Annotated in this window: 22 protein-coding genes; 21 read left to right on the forward strand and 1 reads right to left on the reverse strand. The window is 63.4% G+C overall.

Annotated features, from left to right (window positions below):
* Positions 1–86 precede the first annotated feature (86 nt).
* The gene (locus H0I86_RS02000; protein WP_045886280.1) at positions 87–341 is read left to right on the forward strand and encodes a lipoprotein; all 255 of its coding nucleotides are present in this window, start codon (positions 87–89) and stop codon (positions 339–341) included.
* 37 nt (positions 342–378) lie between these two features.
* The gene (locus H0I86_RS02005) at positions 379–948 is read left to right on the forward strand and encodes a lipocalin family protein (protein ID WP_180923754.1); all 570 of its coding nucleotides are present in this window, start codon (positions 379–381) and stop codon (positions 946–948) included.
* A gap of 43 nt (positions 949–991) precedes the next feature.
* Here the strand turns inward: H0I86_RS02005 and H0I86_RS02010 are convergent, their stop codons facing one another.
* Positions 992–2,356, reverse strand: a complete 1,365-nt coding sequence (locus tag H0I86_RS02010; protein WP_180923755.1) for a formimidoylglutamate deiminase — start codon at positions 2,354–2,356, stop codon at positions 992–994.
* A 188-nt stretch (positions 2,357–2,544) separates the two neighbouring features.
* On the opposite strand from H0I86_RS02010, the gene hutC reads away from it, so the two are divergent.
* From hutC to H0I86_RS02105, 19 genes are all read left to right on the forward strand, one after another.
* A complete protein-coding gene (gene hutC / locus H0I86_RS02015) occupies positions 2,545–3,213 on the forward strand; it encodes a histidine utilization transcriptional repressor HutC (RefSeq protein ID WP_258019448.1) in 669 nt (222 codons plus the stop codon).
* A gap of 9 nt (positions 3,214–3,222) precedes the next feature.
* Positions 3,223–3,795 carry a HutD/Ves family protein gene (locus H0I86_RS02020; protein WP_180923759.1) on the forward strand — a complete coding sequence of 191 codons (573 nt, stop codon included), beginning with the start codon at positions 3,223–3,225 and terminating at the stop codon, positions 3,793–3,795.
* A 482-nt stretch (positions 3,796–4,277) separates the two neighbouring features.
* A complete protein-coding gene (gene hutU / locus H0I86_RS02025) occupies positions 4,278–5,960 on the forward strand; it encodes a urocanate hydratase (protein ID WP_038582787.1) in 1,683 nt (560 codons plus the stop codon).
* A gap of 117 nt (positions 5,961–6,077) precedes the next feature.
* Complete coding sequence (locus H0I86_RS02030) at positions 6,078–7,541, forward strand: purine-cytosine permease family protein (RefSeq protein ID WP_180923761.1); 1,464 nt, start codon at positions 6,078–6,080, stop codon at positions 7,539–7,541.
* Between the two features lie 74 nt (positions 7,542–7,615).
* Positions 7,616–8,584 (forward strand): ABC transporter substrate-binding protein, encoded by a 969-nt coding sequence (locus H0I86_RS02035; protein ID WP_180923763.1) that lies wholly within the window; start codon positions 7,616–7,618, stop codon positions 8,582–8,584.
* 71 nt (positions 8,585–8,655) lie between these two features.
* On the forward strand, positions 8,656–9,507 hold the full coding sequence (locus H0I86_RS02040; protein ID WP_009046564.1) for an ABC transporter permease: 852 nt from the start codon (positions 8,656–8,658) through the stop codon (positions 9,505–9,507).
* Positions 9,504–10,334, forward strand: coding sequence for a quaternary amine ABC transporter ATP-binding protein (locus tag H0I86_RS02045; RefSeq protein WP_180923764.1), 831 nt, complete (start codon positions 9,504–9,506; stop codon positions 10,332–10,334). The genes H0I86_RS02040 and H0I86_RS02045 overlap by 4 nt, the downstream gene beginning before the upstream one ends.
* Positions 10,335–10,433: 99 nt before the next feature.
* Complete coding sequence (hutH, locus tag H0I86_RS02050; RefSeq protein WP_180923766.1) at positions 10,434–11,957, forward strand: histidine ammonia-lyase; 1,524 nt, start codon at positions 10,434–10,436, stop codon at positions 11,955–11,957.
* A 158-nt stretch (positions 11,958–12,115) separates the two neighbouring features.
* Positions 12,116–13,648, forward strand: a complete 1,533-nt coding sequence (gene hutH / locus H0I86_RS02055; protein ID WP_180923768.1) for a histidine ammonia-lyase — start codon at positions 12,116–12,118, stop codon at positions 13,646–13,648.
* Between the two features lie 154 nt (positions 13,649–13,802).
* Entirely contained in the window at positions 13,803–15,212 is a 1,410-nt protein-coding gene (gene hutT / locus H0I86_RS02060; protein ID WP_180923770.1) for an L-histidine transporter HutT, read from the forward strand.
* 16 nt (positions 15,213–15,228) lie between these two features.
* Entirely contained in the window at positions 15,229–16,434 is a 1,206-nt protein-coding gene (gene hutI, locus H0I86_RS02065) for an imidazolonepropionase (protein ID WP_180923772.1), read from the forward strand.
* 10 nt (positions 16,435–16,444) lie between these two features.
* Positions 16,445–17,248, forward strand: coding sequence for an N-formylglutamate deformylase (hutG, locus tag H0I86_RS02070; protein WP_180923774.1), 804 nt, complete (start codon positions 16,445–16,447; stop codon positions 17,246–17,248).
* 261 nt (positions 17,249–17,509) lie between these two features.
* Positions 17,510–18,481: a prolyl aminopeptidase gene (pip, locus tag H0I86_RS02075; RefSeq protein ID WP_038582775.1), complete on the forward strand. Its 972-nt coding sequence runs from the start codon at positions 17,510–17,512 to the stop codon at positions 18,479–18,481.
* The gene (dtd, locus tag H0I86_RS02080) at positions 18,478–18,915 is read left to right on the forward strand and encodes a D-aminoacyl-tRNA deacylase (protein WP_180923787.1); all 438 of its coding nucleotides are present in this window, start codon (positions 18,478–18,480) and stop codon (positions 18,913–18,915) included. Before pip ends, dtd begins: the two co-directional genes overlap by 4 nt.
* 277 nt (positions 18,916–19,192) lie before the next feature.
* Positions 19,193–20,986: a glucan biosynthesis protein G gene (locus H0I86_RS02085; protein WP_135006193.1), complete on the forward strand. Its 1,794-nt coding sequence runs from the start codon at positions 19,193–19,195 to the stop codon at positions 20,984–20,986.
* The gene (gene mdoH, locus H0I86_RS02090; protein ID WP_180923789.1) at positions 20,979–23,549 is read left to right on the forward strand and encodes a glucans biosynthesis glucosyltransferase MdoH; all 2,571 of its coding nucleotides are present in this window, start codon (positions 20,979–20,981) and stop codon (positions 23,547–23,549) included. Before H0I86_RS02085 ends, mdoH begins: the two co-directional genes overlap by 8 nt.
* Before the next feature lie 233 nt (positions 23,550–23,782).
* Positions 23,783–24,580 (forward strand): transporter substrate-binding domain-containing protein, encoded by a 798-nt coding sequence (locus H0I86_RS02095; RefSeq protein ID WP_180923791.1) that lies wholly within the window; start codon positions 23,783–23,785, stop codon positions 24,578–24,580.
* A 152-nt stretch (positions 24,581–24,732) separates the two neighbouring features.
* On the forward strand, positions 24,733–25,692 hold the full coding sequence (locus H0I86_RS02100; RefSeq protein ID WP_373369415.1) for an amino acid ABC transporter permease: 960 nt from the start codon (positions 24,733–24,735) through the stop codon (positions 25,690–25,692).
* Positions 25,685–26,419, forward strand: coding sequence for an amino acid ABC transporter ATP-binding protein (locus tag H0I86_RS02105; RefSeq protein ID WP_085533503.1), 735 nt, complete (start codon positions 25,685–25,687; stop codon positions 26,417–26,419). Before H0I86_RS02100 ends, H0I86_RS02105 begins: the two co-directional genes overlap by 8 nt.
* Positions 26,420–26,514 lie beyond the last annotated feature (95 nt).

A 26,514-nucleotide genomic window follows, 5' to 3' on the forward strand; every position in this document is an offset into this window, starting at 1 on the left:
TCTGGCTGGGGAACCAGATGGGGCTTTTCTCTTCTAAGCTTCTGGTTGGCAGCATGCCATCCCCCCGTCCGCCCAGGAGTTTCACCATGTCCCTGCGTTCTCTCGCTCTGTTGTCGTTCTGCGTGCTGTTGGCTGCATGCGGCAAGGTCAATCAGGAAAACTATTCCAAGCTGTCGGCCGGCATGCCCAAGGCCGAAGTTGAAAAACTGCTGGGCAAACCGACCGACTGTTCCGGCGCGCTGGGCATGTCCAGCTGCACCTGGGGCGACAAGAACAGCTTTATCAGCGTGCAGTATGCCGGTGACAAAGTGCTGATGTTTTCCGGGCAAGGCCTGAAGTAAAAAAGAACCGGGGCCGCGTGCCCACGGGAGAAAAATAATGATGCGTTTGCTAGTCACTCTTCTGGCCGGTCTGTTGTTGGCCGGCTGCGCCACTTCCCGGGACGATTCGCTGGCGCCCAAGACCGCTAATCACGTCGATCTCAAGCGTTACCAAGGGACCTGGTACGAGTTGGCGCGTTTGCCGATGTATTTCCAGCGCCATTGCGCGCAATCCGAAGCCCGCTACACCCTGCTGCCCGAAGGCAATATGGCGGTACTCAACCGCTGCCTGACCGCCGACTGGCAGTGGGAAGAGGTGCGGGGCACGGCAACGCCGCAGGCGCCGGATAAAACCGACAAGCTGTGGGTCGAGTTCGATACCTGGTTTTCCCGCTTGATACCGGGCCTGGCCAAGGGCGACTACTGGGTACTGTACGTGAGCGACGACTACAAGACCGCCATTGTCGGTAACCCGGATCGTCGATACCTGTGGCTGTTATCGCGCCGGCCGAATGTCAGCGAGGCGGTTCGCGAGGACCTGCTGAGCCGGGCGCGTCAGCAAGGCTATGACACCACCCGCCTGATCTGGCGCGTGTCGGACTCGGCGATGGCCAAGACCTCGAAGTGAATCCATGCGGGAGCCAGCAAGCCGGCTCCCGCGGTGACGGGCTTCAGCCGAGCAGGTCGCGCAGCACCCGGGCAAAGGCCCGACTGCTTTCTTCCTCGCCTGCGTGACGTCCGTCGCGCACCACCCACTGACCGTTGACCAGCACGTCGCGTACCTGACGATCACCGCCGGCGAACAGCCAGCGGTTGAGAATGCTGTCGCCCTCGGCGGTGGCCAGGTAAGGATCGTTGCCGTCGAGCACCAGCCAGTCGGCGCGCTTGCCTACTTCCAGAGCACCGATCGGCTGCCCCAGGGCCTGGGCGCCGCCGTCCAGCGCGGCGTCGTACAAGGTCCGGCCAACCATCGGCTGGTCGGTGCGATACAGGCGGTTGCGGCGTTGATCGCGCAGACGCTGGCCATATTCCGCCCAGCGCAATTCCTCCACCACGCTCAGCGATACATGGCTGTCGGAACCGATGCCCATGCGCCCGCCCTGGGCGAGGAAATCCACCGCCGGGAAAATCCCGTCGCCGAGGTTGGCCTCGGTGGTCAGGCACAGGCCGGCAATCGCCCGGCTTTGCGCCATGAGGCTGACTTCGTCGGCATTGGCGTGGGTGGCGTGGACCAGGCACCAGCGCTGATCGACCTCGGAGTTTTCATACAGCCATTGCAGTGGCCGGCGTCCGCTCCAGGTCAGGCAGTCGTCGACTTCCTTCTGTTGCTCGGCGATGTGGATATGCACCGGGCACTGCTTGTCGCTGGCGGCCAGCACCTCGCTGATCTGCTGTGGGGTAACCGCGCGCAACGAGTGGAAACACAACCCCAACTGCTGGGCCGGTTGCCGGGCCAGCAGCGGTTGCAGGCGACTTTGCAGCTTGAGGTAGTTTTCCGTGCTGTTGATGAAGCGGCGCTGGCCTTCATTGGGTGCCTGGCCGCCGAAACCGGAGTGGCTGTACAGCACCGGCAGCAGGGTCAGGCCGATGCCGGCGGCGCTGGCGGCCTGGCTGATACGCAGCGACAGCTCGGCCGGGTCGGCGTAGGGCTGGCCGCTGGTGTCGTGATGCACGTAGTGGAATTCGGCGACCGAGGTGTAACCGGCCTTGAGCATTTCGATGTACAGCTGACGGGCGATGATGCCCAGCTGGTCCGGGCTGATCTTGCCCACCAGGCGATACATCAGGTCGCGCCAGGTCCAGAAGCTGTCATTGGGGTTGCCGGCCACTTCCGCCAGCCCGGCCATCGCCCGCTGGAAAGCGTGGGAGTGCAGGTTGGGCATGCCCGGCAGCAGCGGGCCCTGTAGCCGTTCGGCGCCTTCTGCGCGGGCATCGGCCTGGATGTGGGTCAACAGGCCGTCGGCGCTGACCTCGAGACGTACGTTGTTGGCCCATCCGTTAGGCAGCAGTGCGCGTTCGGCAAAGAAGGCGGACATGGTTCAAGCACCCCGTCGTGTGTTATTTGTATATACATATACAGACGTTTGCCTGCTCGGTAAACTCCGGCAAGCTAGTCACTTTATTCGACAAACAAGGATTTCCCGTGCCGACTCCGCCCGCCAACTCCCCGCTGGCCGCCCATCTGGGCGATAGTCCGGCGCCCCTGTACGCCCGCGTCAAGCAGATGATCACTCAGCAGATCGAGAGTGGAAACTGGCCGCCGCACTACCGTGTACCCTCGGAAAGCGAGCTGGTCAGCCAGCTGGGTTTCAGCCGCATGACCATCAACCGCGCGCTGCGCGAGATGACCGCCGAAGGCATGCTGGTGCGCATGCAGGGCGTGGGGACTTTCGTCGCCGAACCCAAGAGCCAGTCGGCCTTGTTCGAGGTGCACAACATCGCCGACGAGATCGCCTCGCGCGGCCATCGCCACACCTGCAAAGTCATCACCCTGGGTGAGGAGGCGGCCGGTTCCGAGCGCGCCGTGGCCCTGGAAATGCGCGAAGGGCAGAAGGTCTTCCACTCGCTGATCGTGCATTTCGAGAACGATATCCCGGTGCAGATCGAGGACCGCTTCGTCAACGCGCTGGTGGCGCCGGACTACCTCAAGCAGGACTTCACCCTGCAGACCCCATACGCTTACCTGAACCAGGTCGCGCCGCTGACCGAGGGCGAGCACGTGGTCGAGGCGATTCTGGCCGAGCCGGAAGAATGCAAGTTGCTGCAGATCGAGCGCGGCGAGCCGTGCCTGCTGATTCGCCGCCGGACCTGGTCCGGCCGCCAGCCGGTGACCGCCGCGCGCCTGATCCACCCGGGTTCTCGTCACAGCCTGGAAGGGCGGTTTCATAAGTAAGGGGCATCAATGACTCAGTTGAACGTTTTGCGCGCGGCCAACTACCCGCGCATGCCGTGGAAAAACGGCGGCGGCAGCACCGAAGAGATCACCCGGGACGCCGGCGTCGGCCTGGAAGGTTTTGGCTGGCGGCTGTCGATCGCCGATATCGGCGAGTCCGGCGGCTTTTCCAGCTTCGCCGGCTACCAGCGCATCATTACCGTGCTGCAAGGCGCGGGCATGACCCTGACGGTGGACGGCCAGGACAGTCGTGCGCTGTTGCCGCTGGACCCCTTTGCCTTCAGTGGTGCCAGCCAGGTCGCCTGCACCCTGATCGACGGGCCGATTCGCGACTTCAACCTGATCTACGCGCCGGATCGCTACAGCGCTCGCTTGCAATGGCTGCAGGGTGGTCAGCGCTTCTTTACCCAGGCCAGTACGGTGCTGGTATTCAGCGTGGCCGACCAAATGCGCGCCGACCTGGGTGGCGGTGTCGCCGCCTTGCTGGAGCGCCATGACTGCCTGCAACTGCTCGATAACCCCGGCCTGCGGGAAGTCAGCATCAGCGGCGCTTGCTGCGTGATCGAACTGACGGCCATCTGACCTGTAGCCGCTGCCGCAGGCTGCGATAAGACGCGAAGAGCTTTTCGCGGCCTGCAAGAGCGCGTCTCCTTCGGAGCCGATCGCGGCCTTCGGCAGCGGCTACAAATCTCTCTGTTTCTCTCCCTCCCTGATGTTGTTTCCCTCGCGCACCAATTTGTTACCGAACGCCCCAGCGTGGCGCAAAGCTCAGCCGAAGTAACAGCTCTCACATCTCTCCCCACATTCCCCGCGAAAAAATAATCGACGCTGAAACCCTTGATCCAGGGGCTTCTCCAGCATTTCCAGAGATTTTCTTGAAGGTGCATTCAACGAGTTGGCCGCTCGATTGCATATGCTTGTATGTACAAGTAAAGACGTATGCGTATGAGTCGCTGAAGACTCTTCGCAGCGTCCCCTGATTCGCTTGCTGCGCAGCGCCCTGTGCGCAGGCACGCTCGCCCACTGCCTGGGTTGGTTTGGATTGATCGCTGAGGAGTTTTTTCGTGACTGAGAATAAACCTACGAAATACCGGAACGTCGAAATTCGCGCTGCCCGCGGCAACAAGCTGACCGCCAAGAGCTGGTTGACAGAAGCGCCGCTGCGCATGCTGATGAACAACCTCGATCCGGAAGTCGCCGAGAACCCGAAAGAACTGGTGGTCTACGGTGGCATCGGCCGCGCCGCGCGCAACTGGGAGTGCTACGACAAGATCGTCGAGAGCCTGACCAACCTGAATGACGACGAGACCCTGCTGGTGCAATCCGGCAAGCCGGTCGGCGTATTCAAGACCCACAGCAACGCACCGCGCGTGCTGATCGCCAACTCCAACCTGGTACCGCACTGGGCCACCTGGGAACACTTCAACGAACTGGATGCCAAGGGCCTGGCCATGTATGGCCAGATGACCGCCGGCAGCTGGATCTATATCGGCAGCCAGGGCATCGTCCAGGGCACCTACGAAACCTTCGTCGAAGCCGGTCGCCAGCACTACAACGATGACCTCAAGGGCCGCTGGGTCCTGACCGCCGGCCTCGGCGGCATGGGTGGCGCCCAGCCTCTGGCCGCGACCCTGGCCGGCGCCTGCTCGCTGAACATCGAATGCCAGCAGAGCAGCATCGATTTCCGCCTCAAGACCCGTTATGTCGACGAGCAGGCCAAAGACCTCGACGACGCCCTGGCGCGTATCGCCAAGTACACCGCCGAAGGCAAGGCGATCTCCATCGCCCTGTGCGGCAACGCGGCTGAAATCCTTCCGGAGATGGTCCGTCGCGGCGTGCGTCCGGACATGGTCACCGACCAGACCAGCGCCCACGACCCGCTCAACGGCTACCTGCCGGCCGGCTGGACCTGGGAGCAGTACCGCGAGCGCGCCAAGACCGAGCCGGCGGCGGTGGTCAAGGCGGCCAAGCAATCGATGGCTGTGCACGTCAAGGCCATGCTCGACTTCCAGAAACAGGGCATCCCGACCTTCGACTACGGCAACAACATCCGTCAGATGGCCCAGGAAGAAGGCGTCGAGAATGCCTTCGACTTCCCAGGCTTCGTACCGGCCTATATCCGTCCGCTGTTCTGCCGCGGCATTGGTCCGTTCCGCTGGGCCGCGCTGTCGGGCGATCCGCAGGACATCTACAAGACCGACGCCAAGGTCAAGGAACTGATCCCGGACGACGCTCACCTGCACAACTGGCTGGACATGGCGCGCGAGCGCATCAGCTTCCAGGGCCTGCCGGCGCGTATCTGCTGGGTTGGCCTGGGCCTGCGCGCCAAGCTCGGCCTGGCGTTCAACGAAATGGTACGCAGCGGCGAGCTGTCGGCGCCGATCGTCATCGGTCGCGACCACCTGGACTCCGGCTCGGTATCCAGCCCGAACCGCGAAACCGAATCGATGCAGGACGGTTCCGACGCCGTGTCCGACTGGCCGCTGCTCAACGCCCTGCTGAACACCGCCAGCGGCGCGACCTGGGTTTCCCTGCACCACGGCGGCGGCGTTGGCATGGGCTTCTCCCAGCACTCGGGGATGGTGATCGTCTGCGACGGTACCGACGAGGCGGCCGAGCGTATCGCCCGTGTGCTGCATAACGACCCGGGTACCGGTGTCATGCGTCACGCCGATGCCGGTTACCAGATCGCCATCGACTGCGCCAAGGAACAGGGCCTGAACCTGCCGATGATCACTGGCAAGTAAGCTCCCGGCGGATTGCCGCCAGGATCAGGGAAGAAGCCGTCGCACGCTGTAGTGCGGCGGCTCGGTCCATGTAGCAGAGCTTTGACATGACAAGAATCTCCCGGGAGAACAATAACGATGTCCACGGCCAGCGATAGCTCCAAACCCCTGATCGAACGGCGCTCGATCAACTACATCCCCGAGGTCGAACGCCACGGCAAGCTCTACAGCCAGTTCACCCTGTGGTTGGGGGCTAACCTGCAGATCACCGCCATCGTCACTGGCGCTCTGGCGGTGGTGCTGGGCGGCGATGTGTTCTGGTCGCTGATCGGCCTGCTCATCGGTCAACTGCTGGGCGGCGGCGTGATGGCGTTGCACGCGGCGCAGGGGCCCAAGCTCGGCCTGCCGCAGATGATCTCCAGCCGGGTACAGTTCGGCGTCTACGGCGCGGCCATCCCGATCGTCCTGGTCTGCCTGATGTACCTGGGCTTCACGGCTACCGGCACCGTGCTTTCCGGCCAGGCGCTGGGCCAGCTGTTCGGCGTCAGCGACAGCGTCGGGATCCTGATCTTCGCCAGCGTCATCGTGCTGGTCACGGTGCTCGGCTACCGGGTGATCCATTTCATCGGTCGCGCCGCCAGCGTCATTGGCGTGATCGCCTTCGTTTACCTGTTCAGTCGCCTGATGAGTCAGACCGACGTTGGCGCGCTCCTGGAAATCCGCCACTTCAGCTGGAGCAGCTTCCTGCTCGCGGTGTCGCTCGCTGCGTCCTGGCAGATCGCCTTCGGCCCCTATGTGGCGGACTATTCGCGCTACCTGCCGAGCAAGACCTCCTCGGTGAAAACCTTCCTCGCCGCTGGCGCAGGTTCGGTGATCGGCGCGCAGGTGGCGATGATCCTCGGCGTGTTCGCCGCGGCCATGGCCGACGGGCAGTTCGCCGGTCACGAAGTGGCCTACATCGTCGGCCTGGGCGGCAGCGGTGCCACCGCCGCGCTGCTGTACTTCAGCATCGCCTTCGGCAAGGTCACCATCTCGACGCTGAACTCCTACGGCAGCTTCATGTGCATCGCCACCATCATCAGTGGCTTCCGTGGCCACCTGGAAGTGACGCGCCTGCAACGCCTGGCGTTCGTGCTGGTCATCGTCGGTACCGCGACCCTGATCGCGTTGCTCGGCCAACACTCGTTCCTCGGTGCGTTCAAGTCTTTCATCCTCTTCCTGCTGGCCTTCTTCACCCCGTGGAGCGCGGTCAACCTGGTGGACTACTACTGCATCACCCGCGAGCACTATGACGTGCCGGCGCTGGCCGATCCGAACGGTCGCTATGGCCGCTGGAACATCCTCGGGATCAGCGTCTACGTGATCGGTGTGCTGGTACAGCTGCCGTTTATCGCCACCAAGTTCTACACCGGCCCGCTGGTGGAGGCTCTGGGGGGGGTGGATATCTCCTGGATCGTCGGCCTGGTGGTTCCCGCGGCGCTGTATTACGTCTGCGCGAAGAAATGGCATGGCGCTGTACCCGATCGCCTGATCCTGCCGGTAGAGCAGGACTCGATCACAGAACAAAAGCTGAGTGGGGCAGGCCGCGCTACTGCGGTCTAGACCTGATTGGACGTGGACGGGCTGGATGCCTTTTGACTGCCGTAATCCATTTCAATGATTGGGAGCGTCACACAATGAAAATGAATAAGACCCTGCTGACCACTTTGCTTTCCATGGGCCTGCTGGCCAGTGCCGGCGCTACCCAGGCGGCCGGCTGGTGCGAGTCCGGCAAACCGGTGAAATTCGCCGGCCTGAACTGGGAAAGCGGCATGTTGCTGACCGACGTGCTGCAAGTGGTCCTGGAAAAAGGCTACGGCTGCAAGACCGACAGCCTGCCAGGCAACTCCATCACCATGGAGAACGCCCTGAGCAGCAATGACATCCAGGTTTTCGCCGAGGAGTGGGTCGGCCGCAGCGAGGTCTGGAACAAGGCCGAGAAGGCCGGCAAGGTGGTCGGCGTCGGCGCCCCGGTCGTGGGCGCCATCGAAGGCTGGTACGTGCCGCGCTACGTGATCGAAGGCGATGCCAAGCGCAAGCTGGAAGCCAAGGCCCCGGACCTGAAGAACATCGCCGACCTGGCCAAGTATTCCGCCGTGTTCAAGGACCCGGAAGAGCCGAGCAAGGGTCGTTTCTACAACTGCCCGGCCGGCTGGACCTGCGAGCTGGACAACAGCGAGATGCTGAAAAGCTACGGCCTGGAAAGCAGCTACACCAACTTCCGCCCAGGCACCGGCCCGGCGCTGGATGCCGCAGTGCTGTCGAGCTACAAGCGTGGCGAACCGATCCTGTTCTACTACTGGTCGCCAACCCCGCTGATGGGCCAGGTCGACCTGGTGAAGCTGGAAGAGAAGCCGGGCGTGGACAAGAGCGTGACCATCAAGGTCGGCCTGTCCAAGACCTTCCACGAGGAAGCGCCTGAGCTGGTGGCCGTGCTGGAAAAGGTCAACCTGCCGATCGACCTGCTGAACCAGAACCTGGGCCGCATGGCGAAGGAACGTATCGAATCGCCGAAACTGGCGAAAATCTTTCTCAAGGAACATCCTGAAGTCTGGCACGCATGGGTGAGCGACGACGCAGCCAAGAAAATCGACGCGGCCTTGTAGGTAGAGCCTTTCCGGCTGCCTGAACGGTAGCCGGGAGCCTTGCCGCAACCCACTTGATCGAGAATCTCTCTATGTTTCCTGAAAGCTTCACGTTTTCCATCGCCGACTGGGTCAACGGTTGGGTCGATTCGCTGGTAACCAACTACGGCGATGTGTTCCGCCACATCTCCGACACCCTGCTGTGGGCCATCGTCAACCTCGAAGGCCTGCTGCGCCTGGCGCCCTGGTGGCTGATGCTGGCGATCGTCGGCGGCATCGCCTGGCATTCGACCCGCAAGCTGGTGACCACCGCGGTGATCGTCGGCCTGCTGTTCCTGGTGGGCGCGGTCGGCCTGTGGGACAAGCTGATGCAGACCCTGGCCCTGATGCTGGTGGCGACCTTCATTTCGGTGCTGATCGGCATTCCCCTGGGCATTCTCTCGGCGCGCAGCAATCGCCTGCGTTCGGTGCTGATGCCGCTCTTGGACATAATGCAGACCATGCCGAGCTTCGTGTACCTGATCCCGGTGCTGATGCTGTTCGGCCTGGGCAAGGTGCCGGCGATCTTCGCCACCGTGATCTATGCCGCGCCGCCGTTGATCCGCCTGACCGACCTGGGCATCCGCCAGGTCGACGGCGAGGTCATGGAAGCGATCAACGCCTTCGGTGCCAACCGCTGGCAGCAACTGTTCGGCGTGCAACTGCCGCTGGCCCTGCCGAGCATCATGGCCGGGATCAACCAGACCACCATGATGGCCCTGTCGATGGTGGTAATCGCCTCGATGATCGGTGCCCGTGGCCTGGGCGAAGACGTGCTGGTGGGGATCCAGACCCTCAACGTCGGCCGTGGCCTGGAAGCCGGACTGGCGATCGTGATTCTGGCCGTGGTCATCGACCGTATTACCCAAGCCTATGGTCGTCCACGCCATGAGGTGAGCAAATGAACAACGCAACCGTGAGCAAGATCGAAGTCAAGAATGTCTTCAAGATTTTCGGCAACCGTTCGGCCGACGCGCTGAACATGATTCGCCAGAACAAGACCAAAGACCAGGTGCTGGCCGAGACCGGCTGCGTGGTCGGGGTCAACGACCTGTCGCTGAGCATCGGCACCGGCGAGATCTTCGTGATCATGGGCCTGTCCGGTTCCGGCAAGTCGACCCTGGTGCGCCACTTCAACCGCCTGATCGACCCGACCAGCGGCGCGATCCTGGTGGACGGCGTGGACATCCTGCAATACGACATGGATGCCCTGCGCGAATTTCGCCGGCACAAGATCAGCATGGTGTTCCAGAGCTTCGGCCTGCTGCCGCACAAGACCGTGCAGGAAAACGTCGCCTACGGTCTCAAGGTGCGTGGCGAGAGCAAGGAAGTCTGCGCCGAGCGCGCGCTGCACTGGATCAATACCGTGGGCCTCAAGGGCTACGAGGCCAAGTACCCGCACCAGTTGTCCGGCGGCATGCGCCAGCGCGTCGGCCTGGCCCGCGCCCTGGCGGCGGACACCGACATCATCCTGATGGACGAGGCCTTCAGTGCTCTCGACCCGCTGATCCGCGCCGAGATGCAGGACCAGTTGCTGGAGCTGCAAAAGACCCTGCACAAGACCATCGTCTTCATTACCCACGACCTCGACGAGGCCGTGCGCATCGGCAACCGCATCGCGATCCTCAAGGATGGCCGGCTGATCCAGGTCGGCACGCCGAAAGAGATCCTGCATTCGCCGGCGGACGAGTATGTCGACCGTTTCGTGCAGCGGCGCGCGGCGGTGGTTTAAAGGCTTGCGGCGGGTCTCTTCCTCCGTAGGAGCGAGGCTTGCCCGCGAAGGCGGCGGTAAAGCTGCATCAATGTTCAGGTGGTACCCGTGAGGTCGAAGATGTCGCAGGCTGAAAAAATCGTTATCGCCGACGCCCGGTTGCGTTGGCAGGATGTGGTCGCCGTAGCCCGGCATGGCGCGCAGCTCGAGCTGTCGGCCCAGGCCTGGGCGCGCATCGAGAATGCCCAGGCCATCGTCCAGCGCATCGTCGCCAGCGGCGAACGCGCCTATGGCATCAATACCGGCCTGGGCGCGCTGTGCAACGTTTCGCTGCAGGACGAACAGCTCAGCCAGCTGTCGCGCAACACCTTGCTCAGCCATGCCTGTGGCGTGGGTGCGCCGCTGGCCGACGAGCAGACCCGGGCGATCATCTGCGCTGCCATCGTCAACTACAGCCACGGCAAGTCCGGCCTGCATCGCCGGGTGGTCGAGGCGCTGCTGGCCCTGCTCAATCGCGGTATCACCCCGCAGGTGCCGTCCCAGGGTTCGGTGGGTTATTTGACCCACATGGCCCATATCAGCATCGCCTTGCTCGGTGTCGGCCAGGTCAGCTATCGCGGGCAGGTCGTATCGGCCGAGCAGGCGCTGGCGGCGGAAGGCCTGCAGCCGGTGCAACTGGGGGCCAAGGACGGTCTGTGCCTGGTCAACGGTACGCCGTGCATGACCGGCCTGAGCTGCCTGGCCCTGGCCGATGCCACGCGCCTGCTGCAATGGGCCGACGTGATCGGCGCCATGAGCTTCGAGGCGCAGCGCGGGCAGATCGCTGCGTTCGATGCCGAGATCATCGCGCTCAAGCCGCACCCGGGCATGCAGCAGGTCGGCATCAACCTGCGCGCCTTGCTCGACGGCAGCGAAGTGATTGCCGCCAGCAAAGGCATCCGCACCCAGGATGCCCTGAGTATCCGCTCCATCCCGCAGGTTCACGGCGCCGCCCGCGATCAGTTGGCGCACGCGACGCAACAGGTCGAAACCGAACTCAACTCCGTCACCGATAACCCGATGGTGCTGGGCACTCCGGACAACTACCGGGTGATGTCCCAGGCCAACCCCCACGGCCAGTCGGTGGCGTTGGCGGCGGACCTGCTGGCGATCGCCATGGCCGAGATCGGCTCGATCGCCGAGCGGCGCCTGGATCGCTTGATCAACCCCCATGTCAGCGGTTTGCCGGCGTTCCTGGTGAGCAACCCCGGGGTCAACTCCGGAATGATGATCGTCCAGTACGTCGCTGCCTCGCTGTGCGCGGAGAACCGCCAGCTGGCGCAACCGGCGGTGCTGGACAACTACGTCACCTCCGGCCTGCAGGAAGACCACCTGAGCCTGGGCACCAATGCCGCGCTGAAGCTTTCCCGCGTGCTGGAAAACTGCACCCAGATCCTCGCCATCGAATACCTGCTGGCGGCCCAGGCCTTCGAGTTTCTCAAGGAACAGCGTTTCGGTGCCGGCACCGATGCGGCCTGGAAGCTGCTGCGCCAGCGGGTTGCGGCCTATGACCAGGACCGCTGGCTGGCCCCGGACATCGCCAGCACGGCGGCGCTGCTCAAGGCTCCAGCCTTGCTGCAGGAGGTTTTACCGGGCGTGTGCTGAGCGACGCCCTGCAAGAACAGGATTTTCCACGACAACGGTTTCCACGAAAAACCAGCGTGCCAAGGCGCCACTCGCTCACCAAAGGCGGGCTGCGACGGACAACGGAAGCTTCCGGAGCGACTGGTAGTTAATAACAAACTCTCAAAAGGAGCATAAATGTGACTGCGCTAAATCTGATTCCCGGCCAACTGACCCTGGCCCAGCTGCGTGCCGTCTACCAACAGCCGGTAACCCTCAGCCTCGATGACAGTGCATCGAAGCAGATCGACGCCAGCGTCGCCTGCGTCGAGCAGATCCTCGCCGAGAACCGCACCGCCTACGGCATCAACACCGGTTTCGGCCTGCTGGCCTCGACCCGTATCGCCAGCGCAGACCTGGAAAACCTCCAGCGCTCCCTGGTGCTGTCCCATGCCGCCGGTGTCGGCGAGCCGATCAGCGACGCCTTGGTGCGCCTGATCATGGTGCTCAAGGTCAACAGCCTGAGCCGTGGTTTTTCCGGTATCCGCCGCCAGGTGATCGACGCGCTGATCGCCCTGGTCAACGCCGAGGTCTATCCGCATATCCCGCTCAAGGGCTCGGTGGGCGCTTCCGGCGACCTCGCGCCGCTGGCGCACATGTCCCTGGTGCTGCTGGGTGAAGGCAAGGCCCGTTACAAAGGCCAATGGCTGAACGCCACCGAAGCCCTGAGCGTGGCCGGCCTCAAGCCGCTGACCCTGGCGGCCAAGGAAGGCCTGGCGCTGCTCAACGGCACCCAGGTGTCCACCGCTTTTGCCCTGCGCGGCCTGTTCGAAGGCGAAGACCTGTTCGCCGGCGCCCTGGCCTGTGGCGGCCTGACCGTCGAGGCAGTGCTGGGCTCGCGTTCGCCGTTCGATGCGCGGATTCATGCCGCCCGTGGCCAGAAAGGCCAGATCGATGCCGCCGCGGCTTACCGCGACCTGCTGGGCGACAGCAGCGAAGTCTCCAAGTCGCACCAGAACTGCGACAAGGTGCAGGACCCGTACTCCCTGCGCTGCCAGCCACAGGTCATGGGCGCCTGCCTGACCCAGTTCCGCCAGGCCGCCGAGGTGCTGGTGATCGAAGCCAACGCCGTGTCGGATAACCCGCTGGTGTTCGCCGCCGAGGGCGACGTGATCTCCGGTGGCAACTTCCACGCCGAGCCGGTGGCCATGGCCGCCGACAACATGGCCCTGGCCATCGCCGAAATCGGTTCCCTGAGCGAACGCCGCATCTCGCTGATGATGGACAAGCATATGTCCCAACTGCCGCCGTTCCTGGTGGCCAATGGCGGGGTCAACTCCGGCTTCATGATCGCCCAGGTGACCGCCGCGGCCCTGGCCAGCGAAAACAAGGCGCTGTCCCATCCGCACTCGGTGGACAGCCTGCCGACTTCCGCCAACCAGGAAGACCATGTTTCCATGGCGCCCGCCGCTGGCAAGCGCCTGTGGGAAATGGCCGAAAACACCCGTGGCATCCTCGCCGTGGAATGGCTGGCGGCCTGCCAGGGCCTGGACCTGCGTGACGGCCTGAAGACCTCGACCAAGCTGGAAAAGGCCCGCGCTACCCTGCGTAGCAAAGTGCCGTTCTACGAGAAGGACCGCTTCTTCGCCCCGGACATCAACGCCGCGAGCGAACTGCTGGCGTCCCGTTGCCTGAATGAGCTGCTGCCGGCCAAGTTGCTGCCGAGCCTGTAACGACCATGCCTGTAGCCGCTGACGAGGCACGAGGCTGCGATGGGCTGCGCAGCAGCCCCGAGGGTGGTCCTGCGGACCGCTTCGCAGCCTCGTACCTCGGCAGCGGCTACAGGTGGTTCCGGTTTTCTCCGATAAAAATAATTAGGAACGAGAAATGCAACAGCAAGCTCAAGGATTGAAACGCGGGCTGTCCGCCCGACATATTCGCTTCATGGCGCTGGGGTCGGCGATCGGCACCGGGCTGTTCTATGGTTCTGCCTCGGCCATCCAGATGGCCGGTCCCGCGGTCCTCCTGGCCTACCTGATCGGTGGCGCCGCGGTGTTCATGGTGATGCGCGCACTGGGCGAGATGGCCGTGCACAACCCGGTGTCCGGCTCGTTCGGCCACTACGCCAGCAATTACCTGGGGCCATTGCCGGGTTTTATCCTCGGCTGGACCTATGCCTTTGAAATGATCATCGTCTGCCTGGCCGACGTCACGGCCTTCGGCATTTACATGGGCTTCTGGTTTCCGGACGTGGCGCGCTGGGTCTGGGTGCTCGGCATCGTGTTCCTGATCGGCGGCCTCAACCTGTGCAACGTCAAGGTCTTCGGCGAGATGGAGTTCTGGCTGTCGCTGCTGAAAGTCGGCGCGATTGTCGCGATGATCCTCGCCGGCTTCGGCATCATGCTGTTCGGCATCGGTTCGGCCAGCAGCGAGCAGGCCACCGGGGTGGCCAACCTCTGGGCCCATGGCGGTTTCATGCCCAACGGCATCGGCGGCCTGATCGCCTCGTTCGCGGTGGTGATGTTCGCCTTTGGCGGCATCGAGATCATCGGTATCACCGCCGGTGAAGCCAAGGACCCGCAGCGGGTCATCCCCAAGGCGATCAACGCGGTGCCGATGCGCATCCTGCTGTTCTATGTGCTGACCCTGTTCGTGCTGATGGCCATCTATCCATGGCCGCAGATCGGCAGCCAGGGCAGCCCGTTCGTGCAGATCTTCGACAACCTGGGCATCGGCTCGGCGGCGACCATCCTCAATATCGTGGTGATCTCGGCGGCGGTATCGGCGATCAACAGCGACATCTTCGGCGCCGGGCGCATGATGTACGGCCTGGCCCAGCAAGGGCAGGCGCCCAAGGGCTTTGCCCAGCTGTCGAAACACGGCGTGCCGTGGATGACTGTGGTGGTCATGGGTGCCGCGCTGCTGGGCGGTGTGCTGCTGAACTACCTGATTCCGGAAAACGTGTTCTTGCTGATTGCCTCGATCGCCACCTTCGCCACGGTCTGGGTCTGGCTGATGATCCTGGTCACCCAGGTGGCCATGCGTCGTTCGATGAGCGCCGAGCAGGTCGCCCAACTGAAATTCCCGGTGCCGTTCTGGCCCTGGGCGCCGGCAGCCGCCATCGTGTTCATGCTGTTCGTCTTCGGCGTGCTGGGTTACTTCCCGCAAACCCAGGCCGCGCTGGCGGTGGGCGCGGTGTGGATCGTGCTGCTGGTGATCGCTTATCTGTTGTGGGTCAAGCCGGCCGCCGGTCAGGCGGTCCAGGTACACCGCGACCCTTCTTTGTCCCATCGATAACTAACGGAGGCCTCGGATGAAAACTCTCTGGCAACACTGCCACGTCGCAAGCATGGCGCAAGGCGCTTACTCGATCATCGAGGATGCCGCCATCGTGACGTCAGGAGCGCTCATAGAGTGGATCGGCCCGCGCGACCAGGTTCCGGCCGGCGACTATGCCGAGCGGCATGACCTGGCGGGGGCCTGGGTCACCCCGGGCCTGATCGACTGCCACACCCACACGGTGTTCGGCGGCAACCGCAGCGGCGAATTCGAGCAACGCCTGCAAGGGGTGAGCTACGCCGAAATCGCCGCCGCCGGTGGTGGTATCGCCAGCACCGTGCGGGCCACCCGCGCGGCGAGCGAGGACGAACTGTTCGACAGCGCCCGCAAGCGCTTGAAAAGCCTGCTGCGCGACGGCGTGACCAGCGTCGAGATCAAGTCCGGCTACGGCCTGGACCTGGCCAGCGAACGCAAGATCCTGCGGGTGATCCGGCGCCTGGGCGCCGAGCTGCCGGTCAGCGTGCGCAGCACCTGCCTGGCGGCCCACGCCTTGCCGCCGGAATACGCCGAGCGTGCGGACGACTACATCGAGCACATCTGCAGCGAGATGCTCCCGGCCTTGGCCGCCGAGGGTCTGGTGGACGCGGTGGATGCGTTCTGTGAATACCTGGCGTTCTCGCCGGAGCAGGTGGAGCGGGTGTTCGTTGCCGCGCAGAAGCTCGGCCTGCCGGTGAAGCTGCACGCCGAGCAGCTGTCGTCGCTGCATGGTTCCAGCCTGGCGGCGCGTTATCACGCGCTGTCGGCCGACCACCTGGAGTTCATGACCGAGGAGGACGCCATCGCCATGGCCAAGGCCGGCACCGCCGCCGTGCTGTTGCCGGGCGCCTTCTATTTCCTGCGCGAAACCCAACTGCCGCCGATGGACGCGCTGCGCAAGCACGGGGTGAAGATCGCCGTGGCCAGTGACCTCAATCCCGGCACCTCGCCGGCGCTGTCCCTGCGCCTGATGCTGAACATGGCCTGCACCTGTTTGCGCATGACCCCGGAAGAGGCCCTGGCCGGCGTGACCCTGTACGCGGCCACCGCGCTGGGCATGGAACAGACCCACGGTTCGCTGGAGGCCGGCAAGGTGGCGGACTTCGTCGCCTGGCAGATCGATCGTCCCGCCGACCTGGCCTACTGGCTGGGCGGCGACCTGGAAAAACGCGTCGTGCGCCACGGCGTTGAAGTGGATTTATAGGAGAAGGGTTGTGGATAAGGTTCTGAACTTCAAACAAGGCCGGGTACCGCTGCTGATCAGCATGCCCCACGCCGGCCTGCGCCTGACGCCAGCGGTCGAGGCCGGGCTGATCCCCGAGGCGCAAAGCCTGCCGGATACCGACTGGCACATCCCGCGGCTCTACGCGTTCGCCGAGGAGCTGGGCGCCAGCACCCTGGCGGCCGAGTATTCGCGTTTCGTCATCGACCTCAATCGCCCGTCCGACGACAAGCCTTTATATGCCGGCGCCACCACCGGGTTGTACCCGGCCACGCTGTTCGATGGCGTGCCGTTGTTCCGTGAGGGGCTGGAGCCGTCGAAGCAGGAGCGGGCCACTTACCTGGAGAAGGTCTGGACGCCTTATCACAGCACCCTGCAGCAGGAGCTGGCGCGGCTGAAGGCCGAGTTCGGGTATGCCTTGCTGTTCGATGCGCACTCGATCCGCTCGCTGATCCCGCATCTGTTCGAAGGCAAGCTGCCGGACTTCAACCTCGGCACCTTCAACGGCGCCAGTTGCGATGCCGAACTGGCCAGCCAGCTGGAAGCGATCTGCGCCCGTCACGCCGACTACAGCCATGTGCTCAACGGCCGTTTCAAGGGCGGCCATATCACGCGGCACTACGGCAACCCGGCGGAGAACATCCACGCCGTGCAACTGGAGCTGGCGCAGAGCACCTACATGGAAGAGTTCGAGCCGTTCCGCTACCGCGACGATCTGGCGGCGCCGACCCAGGTGGTGCTCAAGCAGCTGCTGCAAGGGCTGCTGGCCTGGGGGCAGAAGCGCTACGGGTGCTGAAGCCGACAGGAAAGCCTGTAGCCGCTGCCGCAGGCTGCGATCGCTCCCGAAGGGAGTGCAAGGTCTAAAGGACGTCGAAGGCCTTCGGCCTTATCGCAGCCTGCGGCAGCGGCTACAGGGGCGTTAACAACAGCGCAAAACGCGCAAACAACCCTAATGTCTCCAAGGACATGCTCATTCGGTAATTCGGGTTTATGATGCCGGACGGCAGAATAATTGAAGTCCCCCCAGGGATGACCTCGACCCCTTACGGAGCGCGCAATGCAGACTTTGTACCCGCAGATCAAACCCTATGCCCGGCACGATCTGGCTGTCGACGAACCCCATGTCCTGTATGTCGATGAAAGCGGTTCCCCGGAAGGCTTGCCGGTGGTGTTCATCCACGGTGGCCCGGGAGCCGGGTGCGATGCCCAGAGTCGCCGTTACTTCGACCCGAACCTGTACCGCATCATCACCTTCGACCAGCGCGGTTGCGGGCGCTCCACCCCGCACGCCAGCCTGGAAAACAACACCACCTGGGACCTGGTCGCCGACCTCGAGCGGATCCGCTTGCACCTGGGCATCGAGAAATGGGTGGTGTTCGGCGGCTCCTGGGGTTCGACCCTGGCCCTGGCCTATGCGCAAACCCATCCTGAGCGTGTCCATGGCCTGATTCTGCGGGGGATCTTTCTGTGCCGCCCGCAGGAAATCAAATGGTTCTACCAGGAAGGCGCCAGCCGTCTGTTCCCCGACTACTGGCAGGACTACGTGGCGCCTATCCCGCTGGACGAGCGCGACGACCTGCTCAGCGCCTTCCACAAGCGTCTCGTCGGCAACGACCAGATCGCCCAGATGCATGCGGCCAAGGCCTGGTCGATCTGGGAAGGGCGCACCGCGACCCTGCGGCCGAACCCGCTGGTGGTCGATCGTTTCTCCGAGCCGCAGCGCGCGCTGTCGATCGCCCGGATCGAATGCCACTACTTCACCAACCATGCGTTCCTCGAGCCGAACCAGCTGATTCGCGACATGGGCAAGATTGCCCACCTGCCGGGCGTGATCGTGCACGGTCGCTACGACGTGATCTGCCCGCTGGACAATGCCTGGGAACTGCACCAGGCCTGGCCGAACAGCGAATTGCAGGTGATCCGCGATGCCGGTCACGCAGCGTCCGAACCGGGCATCACCGATGCCCTGGTGCGCGCCGCTAATCAGATGGCCCGGCGCCTGCTCGACCTGCCGCCCGAAGAAGCATGAAGGGGCTGTTGCAGCGCGTGCGCGGCGCGCGGGTCGAAGTGGCGGGGGAAATCGTCGGTGCGGTGGATCAGGGCTTGCTGGTGCTGGTAGCGGTGGAGCCCGAGGACACCCGGGCCAGTGCCGACAAACTGCTGCACAAGTTGCTTAACTATCGGGTATTCAGCGATGCCGAGGGCAAGATGAACCTGTCCCTGGCCGATGTGGACGGCGGTTTGCTGCTGGTCTCGCAGTTCACCCTGGCCGCGGACACCAAGAACGGCCTGCGCCCGAGCTTTTCCACGGCGGCGCCGCCGCTCCTCGGCGAAGAACTTTTTGACTATCTGCTATGCAAGGCGCAACAGTTGCATGGCAAAGTAGCATCAGGGCGCTTCGGGGCGGATATGCAGGTCCATCTGGTCAATGATGGCCCGGTAACCTTCCTGTTACAGACCTGAAAGTGCTTGAAACATCTTTTTCGGCCGGAAGCGGCCGAAAATAGGCGTTTTTCGCGATAAATACTTGGTCGCCCCTGATGCGTTGTAACGCGGGCTACTAGATAATCGCGCGCTACGGGGATCAGCGTTCGTTGGTCCGTTTTTGACTTAGGTAGAGACTTGTTCGGGACCGTTTGGGGAATCATTTAGCCCCATCGGAGTCGGAACAATGCTCGCCAACCTGGCATATAGATAGCTGGCCGTTGGTTTTTTGATCTGTTTTCGGCGAGGGTTGCTCGTGATTGTTAGTCCCTGTAATGCACCAAAATTGTCTGCCAAACGGTTACGAAACGCACTGGTGACGGGCTCTGCACTGCTCTGCCTGCTTAGCGCCGGCCAACTCTGGGCATTCAATCTGGATGATGTATCGGCCAAGGCTAAGGATCTGGCCGGGCAGAAGTACGAGGCTCCGCGCAGTAACCTGCCGAACGAATTTCGTGAGATGAAGTTCGCGGACTATCAGAAAATCCGCTTCCTGCCCGAAAAGGCCGAGTGGGCCAAGCAGAAAACCCCATTCAAGCTGTCCTTCTATCACCAGGGCATGCACTTCGATACGCCGGTGAAAATCAACGAAATCACGGCGAACACCGTCGAAGAGATCAAATACGACTCGACTCGCTTCGATTTCGGCGACCTCAAGTTCGATCCCAAGGCCACCGAACAGCTCGGTTATGCGGGCTTCCGTGTCCTGTACCCGATCAACAAGGCGGACAAGCAGGACGAAATCATGACCATGCTCGGCGCGAGCTACTTCCGCGTCATCGGCAAGGGCCACGTCTATGGTCTGTCGGCCCGTGGCCTGGCCATCGACACCGCGCTGCCGTCCGGCGAGGAATTCCCGCGCTTTACCGAATTCTGGATCCAGCAACCCAAGCCGACCGACAAGCACCTGGTGATCTTCGCCCTGCTGGACTCGCCGCGTGCCACCGGCGCCTATCGCCTGACCCTGCGTCCGGGCAGCGACACCATCGTCGACGTCAAGGCCCGGATGTTCCTGCGTGACAAGGTCGGCAAGCTGGGCATCGCCCCGCTGACCAGCATGTTCCTGTTCGGCGCCAACCAGCCGTCGAAAGTCCTCAACTACCGCCGCGAGCTGCACGACTCCAGCGGCCTGTCGATCCACGCCGGCAACGGCGAGTGGATCTGGCGTCCGCTGAACAACCCGAAACACCTGGCCGTGAGCAATTTCTCGGTGGAGAACCCGCGTGGTTTCGGCCTGCTGCAGCGTGGCCGCGATTTCAGCCACTACGAAGACCTCGACGACCGCTACGACAAGCGCCCAAGCGCCTGGATCGAGCCGAAGGGCGACTGGGGCAAAGGCACCGTCGACCTGGTAGAGATCCCGACCGCGGACGAAACCAACGACAACATCGTGGCGTTCTGGAGCCCGGAAAAGCAGCCTGAGCCAGGCCAGGCGTTCGATTTCGCCTATCGCCTGCACTGGACCATGGACGAGGCTTCCCTGCATTCGCCGGACAGCGCCTGGGTCGAGCAGACCCTGCGTTCCACCGGTGACGTCAAGCAGTCCAACCTGATCCGCCAGCCGGACGGCAGCGTGGCCTACCTGGTGGACTTCGAAGGTCCATCCCTGGCGGCATTGCCGGAAGACACCGAGGTGCGCAGCCAGGTCAGCGTCGGCGACAACGCCGAGCTGGTGGAAAACAGCGTGCGCTACAACCCTGAAACCAAGGGCTGGCGCCTGACCCTGCGGATGAAGATCAAGGACCCGAGCAAATCCACCGAGATGCGCGCGGCCCTGGTCAAGAACGCCACCCCTGTCGAGCCGGCCAAGTCCGTGTCGCCAGCCTCCAGCGCCTCCATCGCCAAGGCCGACAAAGTCGCCGCCAAGCAGCAGGAGAAGAAAGAGGCGGATGCCAAGCAAGCCGAAGCCAAGCCGGCCAAGGACGCCAAGAACCACAAAGACGCCAAGCAGCCTGCTGCTGCCGAGGCGGCCCCAGCCACACCGGAATCTGTCCCGACCGAACAAGTCCTGACCGAGACCTGGAGCTACCAGTTGCCTGCCGATGAGTAACCCTCAAGTACAGCCGGAGACTCTTGCCGAGTATCTGGCGCACCTGCCAATGACCGATGAGCAGCGCGCGGAACTCGCGGGCTGCAAGTCCTTCAGTGAACTGCACGAACGCCTGTCGTCGTCGACGTTCGACGCGCCTGCCGATGCCGCCCAGGCCTCGGTGGGCCGCCGGCTGACCCTGAGTTCCGCCGAGGAACTGATCGATGCCGAGATGCTGGCGCTCGACGCCAGCGGTCGCGTGTGCCTCAAGGCCACGCCGCCGATCCGTCGGACCAAGGTGGTTCCCGAGCCCTGGCGCACCAATATCCTGGTGCGTGGCTGGCGGCGCCTGACCGGGCGCACCAACCCGCCGGCACCGAAGAAGGATGAGCGGGAGCTCCCGGCGGCGCGCTGGCGCACCGTGGGCTCGATCCGCCGTTACATCCTGCTGGTGCTGATGCTCGGTCAGACCATAGTGGCCGGCTGGTATATGAAAGGCATCATGCCGTACCAGGGCTGGTCGTTCGTCGACCTGGAGGAAGTCATGCATCAGCCATTGATGCAGACCGCCACCCAGGTACTGCCGTACGCCCTGCAGACCAGCATCCTGATCATGTTCGGCATCCTGTTCTGCTGGGTCTCGGCCGGTTTCTGGACCGCGCTGATGGGCTTCCTCGAGCTGCTCACCGGGCATGACAAATACCGCATTTCCGGCAAAAGCGCCGGCAACGAGCCGATTCCGCAAGACGCACGCACCGCACTGGTGATGCCGATCTGCAACGAAGACGTGCCGCGGGTATTCGCCGGCCTGCGGGCGACTTTCGAGTCGGTCGCGGCTACTGGTGATCTGGACCGTTTCGACTTCTTCGTGCTCAGCGACAGTAACGACACCGATATCTGCGTGGCCGAGCAGCAGGCCTGGCTGGACGTCTGCCGCGAAACCAAGGGTTTCGGCAAGATCTTCTATCGCCGTCGCCGCCGTCGGGTGAAGCGCAAGAGCGGTAACCTCGACGATTTCTGCCGTCGTTGGGGCAGCGACTACAAGTACATGGTGGTGCTCGATGCCGACAGCGTGATGAGCGGCGAATGCCTGACCAGCCTGGTGCGCCTGATGGAAGCCACGCCGGACGCGGGCATTATCCAGACCGCGCCGAAAGCCTCGGGCATGGACACCCTGTATGCGCGCATGCAGCAATTCGCTACCCGCGTCTACGGCCCGCTGTTCACCGCCGGCCTGCACTTCTGGCAACTGGGCGAATCCCACTACTGGGGCCACAACGCGATCATCCGCATGAAGCCGTTCATCGAGCACTGCGCTCTGGCGCCATTGCCCGGTAAAGGCGCCTTCGCCGGTGCGATCCTGTCCCACGACTTCGTCGAAGCAGCGCTGATGCGTCGCGCCGGCTGGGGTGTGTGGATTGCCTACGACCTGCCCGGCAGCTACGAAGAACTGCCGCCGAACCTGCTGGACGAGCTCAAGCGCGACCGGCGCTGGTGCCACGGCAACCTGATGAACTTCCGCCTGTTCCTGGTCAAGGGCATGCACCCGGTGCACCGCGCGGTGTTCCTCACCGGGGTGATGTCCTACCTGTCGGCGCCTTTGTGGTTCTTCTTCCTGGTGCTGTCGACGGCCCTGCTGGCGGTCAACACCCTGATGGAGCCGCAGTACTTCCTGGAGCCACGCCAGCTGTATCCGCTGTGGCCGCAATGGCACCCGGACAAGGCGATCGCGCTGTTCTCGACCACTATCGTGCTGCTGTTCCTGCCGAAGTTGTTGAGCATCATCCTGATCTGGGCCAAGGGCGCGAAAGAGTTCGGCGGCAAGTTCAAGGTGACCCTGTCGATGCTGCTGGAGATGCTGTTCTCCATGCTGCTGGCGCCGGTACGGATGATCTTCCACACCCGTTTCGTACTGGCCGCGTTCCTTGGCTGGGCCGCGACCTGGAACTCGCCACAACGTGACGACGACTCCACCCCGTGGAGCGAAGCGGTGCGCCGCCATGGTCCGCAGACCCTGCTGGGCTTCTGCTGGGCGCTGCTGGTGATCTGGCTGAACCCGAGCTTCCTCTGGTGGCTGGTGCCGATCGTCGGCTCGCTGATGCTGTCGATCCCGGTGTCGGTGATTTCCAGCCGCGTCGGCCTGGGCCTGAAGTCCCGTGACGAAAGCCTGTTCCTGATCCCCGAGGAATACGCGCCGCCCCAGGAACTGCTGTCCACCGACCAGTACACCCATGAAAACCGTTGGCATGCGCTGAACGACGGTTTCATCCGGGCGGTGGTCGATCCGCAGCAGAACGCCCTGGCCTGTGCCCTGGCGACGTCGCGGCACGGCCTGGCCGAGCCGATCGAGTGGCTGCGTATCGAACGTGTCCGCCATGCCCTGAAAGTGGGGCCGGCGGCGCTGAACAACGGCGAGCGCCTGGCGCTGCTGAGCGATCCGGTGGCCCTGGCCCGGCTGCACGAGCAGGTCTGGAGCGAAGGCCATGCCGACTGGCTGAGCGCCTGGCGGCAATCGGTGGATGAAGACCCTCATGCACCGCTGTTGCCGTTGCGACCGCAAACGGTAATCGCCCAACCGGCCTGATGACAGCGCCCTTGAGAGCACTCTCAAGGGCGTTGTTGTTTGTGGCACCTGCTTTTGTCGTCCCCTCTGTAACAACAAATCCTGGTCAAGCCCTTGTGCAAACGGACGGGTGAGTTAGCATCGCACCCCGAATTGCTGCGAGCGGGCATTCCTGGTGCCCGTATCCGTCGGTTTTCCAGGGAAAACCTGTCGCGGGTTCGCCTCACAATAAAATGGGTTCAGGGGACTTGAAGATGAAGAAGTATCTCTCGATGCTGCTGCTCGGCGTCACGGCAATGGTGGCGGTCAATGCAGCCCAGGCTGGCGCCATCGATGATGCGGTCAAGCGCGGCACGCTGAAAGTCGGCATGGACCCGACCTACATGCCGTTCGAGATGACCAACAAGCGTGGCGAGATCATCGGTTTCGAGGTCGATATCCTCAAGGCCATGACCAAGGCCATGGGCGTCAAGCTGGAGCTGGTTTCCACCGGCTACGACGGCATCATCCCGGCCCTGCTGACCGACAAGTTCGACATGATCGGCAGCGGCATGACCCTGACCCAGGAACGCAACCTGCGCCTGAATTTCAGCGAACCCTTCATCGTGGTCGGCCAGACCCTGCTGATCCGCAAGGAGCTGGACGGCACCATCAAGTCCTATAAAGACCTGAACACCGCCGACTACCGCATCACCTCCAAGCTGGGCACCACTGGCGAAATGGTCGCCAAGAAGCTGATTGCCAAGGCCAAGTACCACGGCTACGACAACGAGCAGGAAGCCGTGCTCGACGTGGTCAACGGCAAGGCCGACGCCTTCATCTACGACGCCCCGTACAACGTGGTGGCGCTGAGCAAGGTCGGTAACGGCAAGCTTACGTTCCTCGACAAGCCGTTCACCTACGAGCCTCTGGCGTTCGGCCTGAAGAAGGGTGACTACGACAGCCTCAACTTCATCAACAACTTCCTGCACCAGATCCACGAAGACGGCACCTACGATCGTATCCATGACAAGTGGTTCAAGAGCACCGAGTGGCTCAAGGACATGGAATAACACTCGGCCAGACAGACCGAACCGCCCCATTCGCGGGCAAGCCTCGCTCCTGCAGATTCACGCAATCCCTGTAGGAGCGAGCCGGCTCGCGATGGCGTCCTGATCGGCAACACCGAGCCTCCCCGCTGCAAACGGCTGGAACCTGCAAAGTGATCAAACATAAAAAAGCCCAATGGCCTTGGCACGTACTGACCGTGCTGGTGCTGATCGGCCTGGCCGGCGCGCTGTACTACGCCACCTCGCTGATGTCCTACGAATGGCGCTGGAACCGCGTACCGCAGTACTTCGCCTACCAGGCCGAGGAATCGCAGCGGGCGGCGGACATCTCCACTGTCAGCGAGCTGGTGCGCAAGGGCGGCAAGGCCGAGGTCACGCTGCGCAACGACGCGGGCGACGAGCAACGGCTGACGGTCGACGAGAACAGCCTGCAAGTCGCCCGCGGCGACGATGTGGCCGAAGGCGATGTGATCGGGGTGACTCGTCACTGGGCGGCCGGGCCGCTGCTGTTGGGGCTGTGGACCACCTTGTGGCTGTCGGTGGTGTCCGGGGTGCTGGGTCTGTTCATCGGCCTGGCGACCGGGCTTTGCCGGCTGTCGAACAACCCGACCCTGCGGGACCTGTCGACCCTCTACGTCGAACTGGTGCGCGGCACGCCGCTGCTGGTGCAGATCTTCATTTTCTATTTCTTCATCGGCACGGTGCTGAACCTGTCCCGCGAGTTCGCCGGGATCGCCGCGCTGTCGCTGTTCACCGGTGCCTATGTGGCGGAAATCGTCCGCGCCGGCGTGCAGTCGATCGCCCGTGGCCAGAATGAGGCGGCCCGCTCCCTGGGCCTGAACGCCAGCCAGTCGATGCGCCATGTGGTACTGCCGCAGGCCTTCAAACGTGTGCTGCCGCCGCTGGCCGGGCAGTTCATCAGCCTGGTGAAAGACACCTCGCTGGTGTCGGTGATCGCCATCACCGAGCTGCTCAAGAGCGGGCGTGAAGTCATCACCACCTCGTTTTCGCCGTTCGAGATCCTGTTCTGCGTGGCGGCCCTGTACCTGTTGATCAACCTGCCGCTGTCGAAGATGGCCAGCCGGCTTGAGCGGAGGCTCGCGCAAAGTGATTGAAGTCCGCGATCTGGTAAAAGTCTTCGACACCCGGGGCCAGGTGGTCCGCGCGGTGGATAACGTCACCACCCGCGTGGCCAAGGGCGAAGTGCTGGTGGTGATCGGCCCGTCCGGCTCCGGCAAGTCGACCTTCCTGCGTTGTCTCAACGGCCTGGAGCAGTTCGATTCCGGCTCGGTAAGCATCGATGGCCTGCAACTGGCCGATCCGAAGACCGATGTGAATGCCTATCGCCGCGAAGTCGGCATGGTGTTCCAGCACTTCAACCTGTTCCCGCACATGACCGTGCTGGAAAACCTCTGCCTGGCGCAGAAGGTGGTGCGCAAGCGCGGCAAGCAGGAACGCGAGGCCAAGGCCCTGGCGTTGCTGGAGAAGGTCGGTATCGCGCAGAAGGCCAATGAGTTCCCGTCGCGGCTCTCCGGCGGCCAGCAGCAGCGCGTGGCCATCGCCCGGGCGCTGGCCATGGAACCCAAGGTCATGCTGTTCGACGAGCCGACTTCGGCGCTGGATCCGGAAATGGTCGGCGAAGTGCTGGACGTGATGAAGACCCTGGCCCTGGAAGGCATGACCATGGTCTGCGTGACCCACGAAATGGGCTTTGCCCGGGAAGTGGCGGATCGGGTGCTGTTCTTCGATCACGGCAAGCTGCTGGAAGACGCCTCGCCAGCGGCGTTCTTCGATGCACCCCAAGACCCGCGGGCCCAGGCGTTTCTGCGTCAGGTCCTGTAGCCCATCCCGATCTTCTGCCGAACATCTGACGGCCTGGAGATCGCTGCGACCGTACCGGTCGTTCGCAGCCTTCGGTAGCGGCTACAGGGCGGGGT

It is taken from the genome of Pseudomonas chlororaphis subsp. aurantiaca (assembly GCF_013466605.1).
GTDB lineage: Bacteria > Pseudomonadota > Gammaproteobacteria > Pseudomonadales > Pseudomonadaceae > Aquipseudomonas > Aquipseudomonas chlororaphis_I.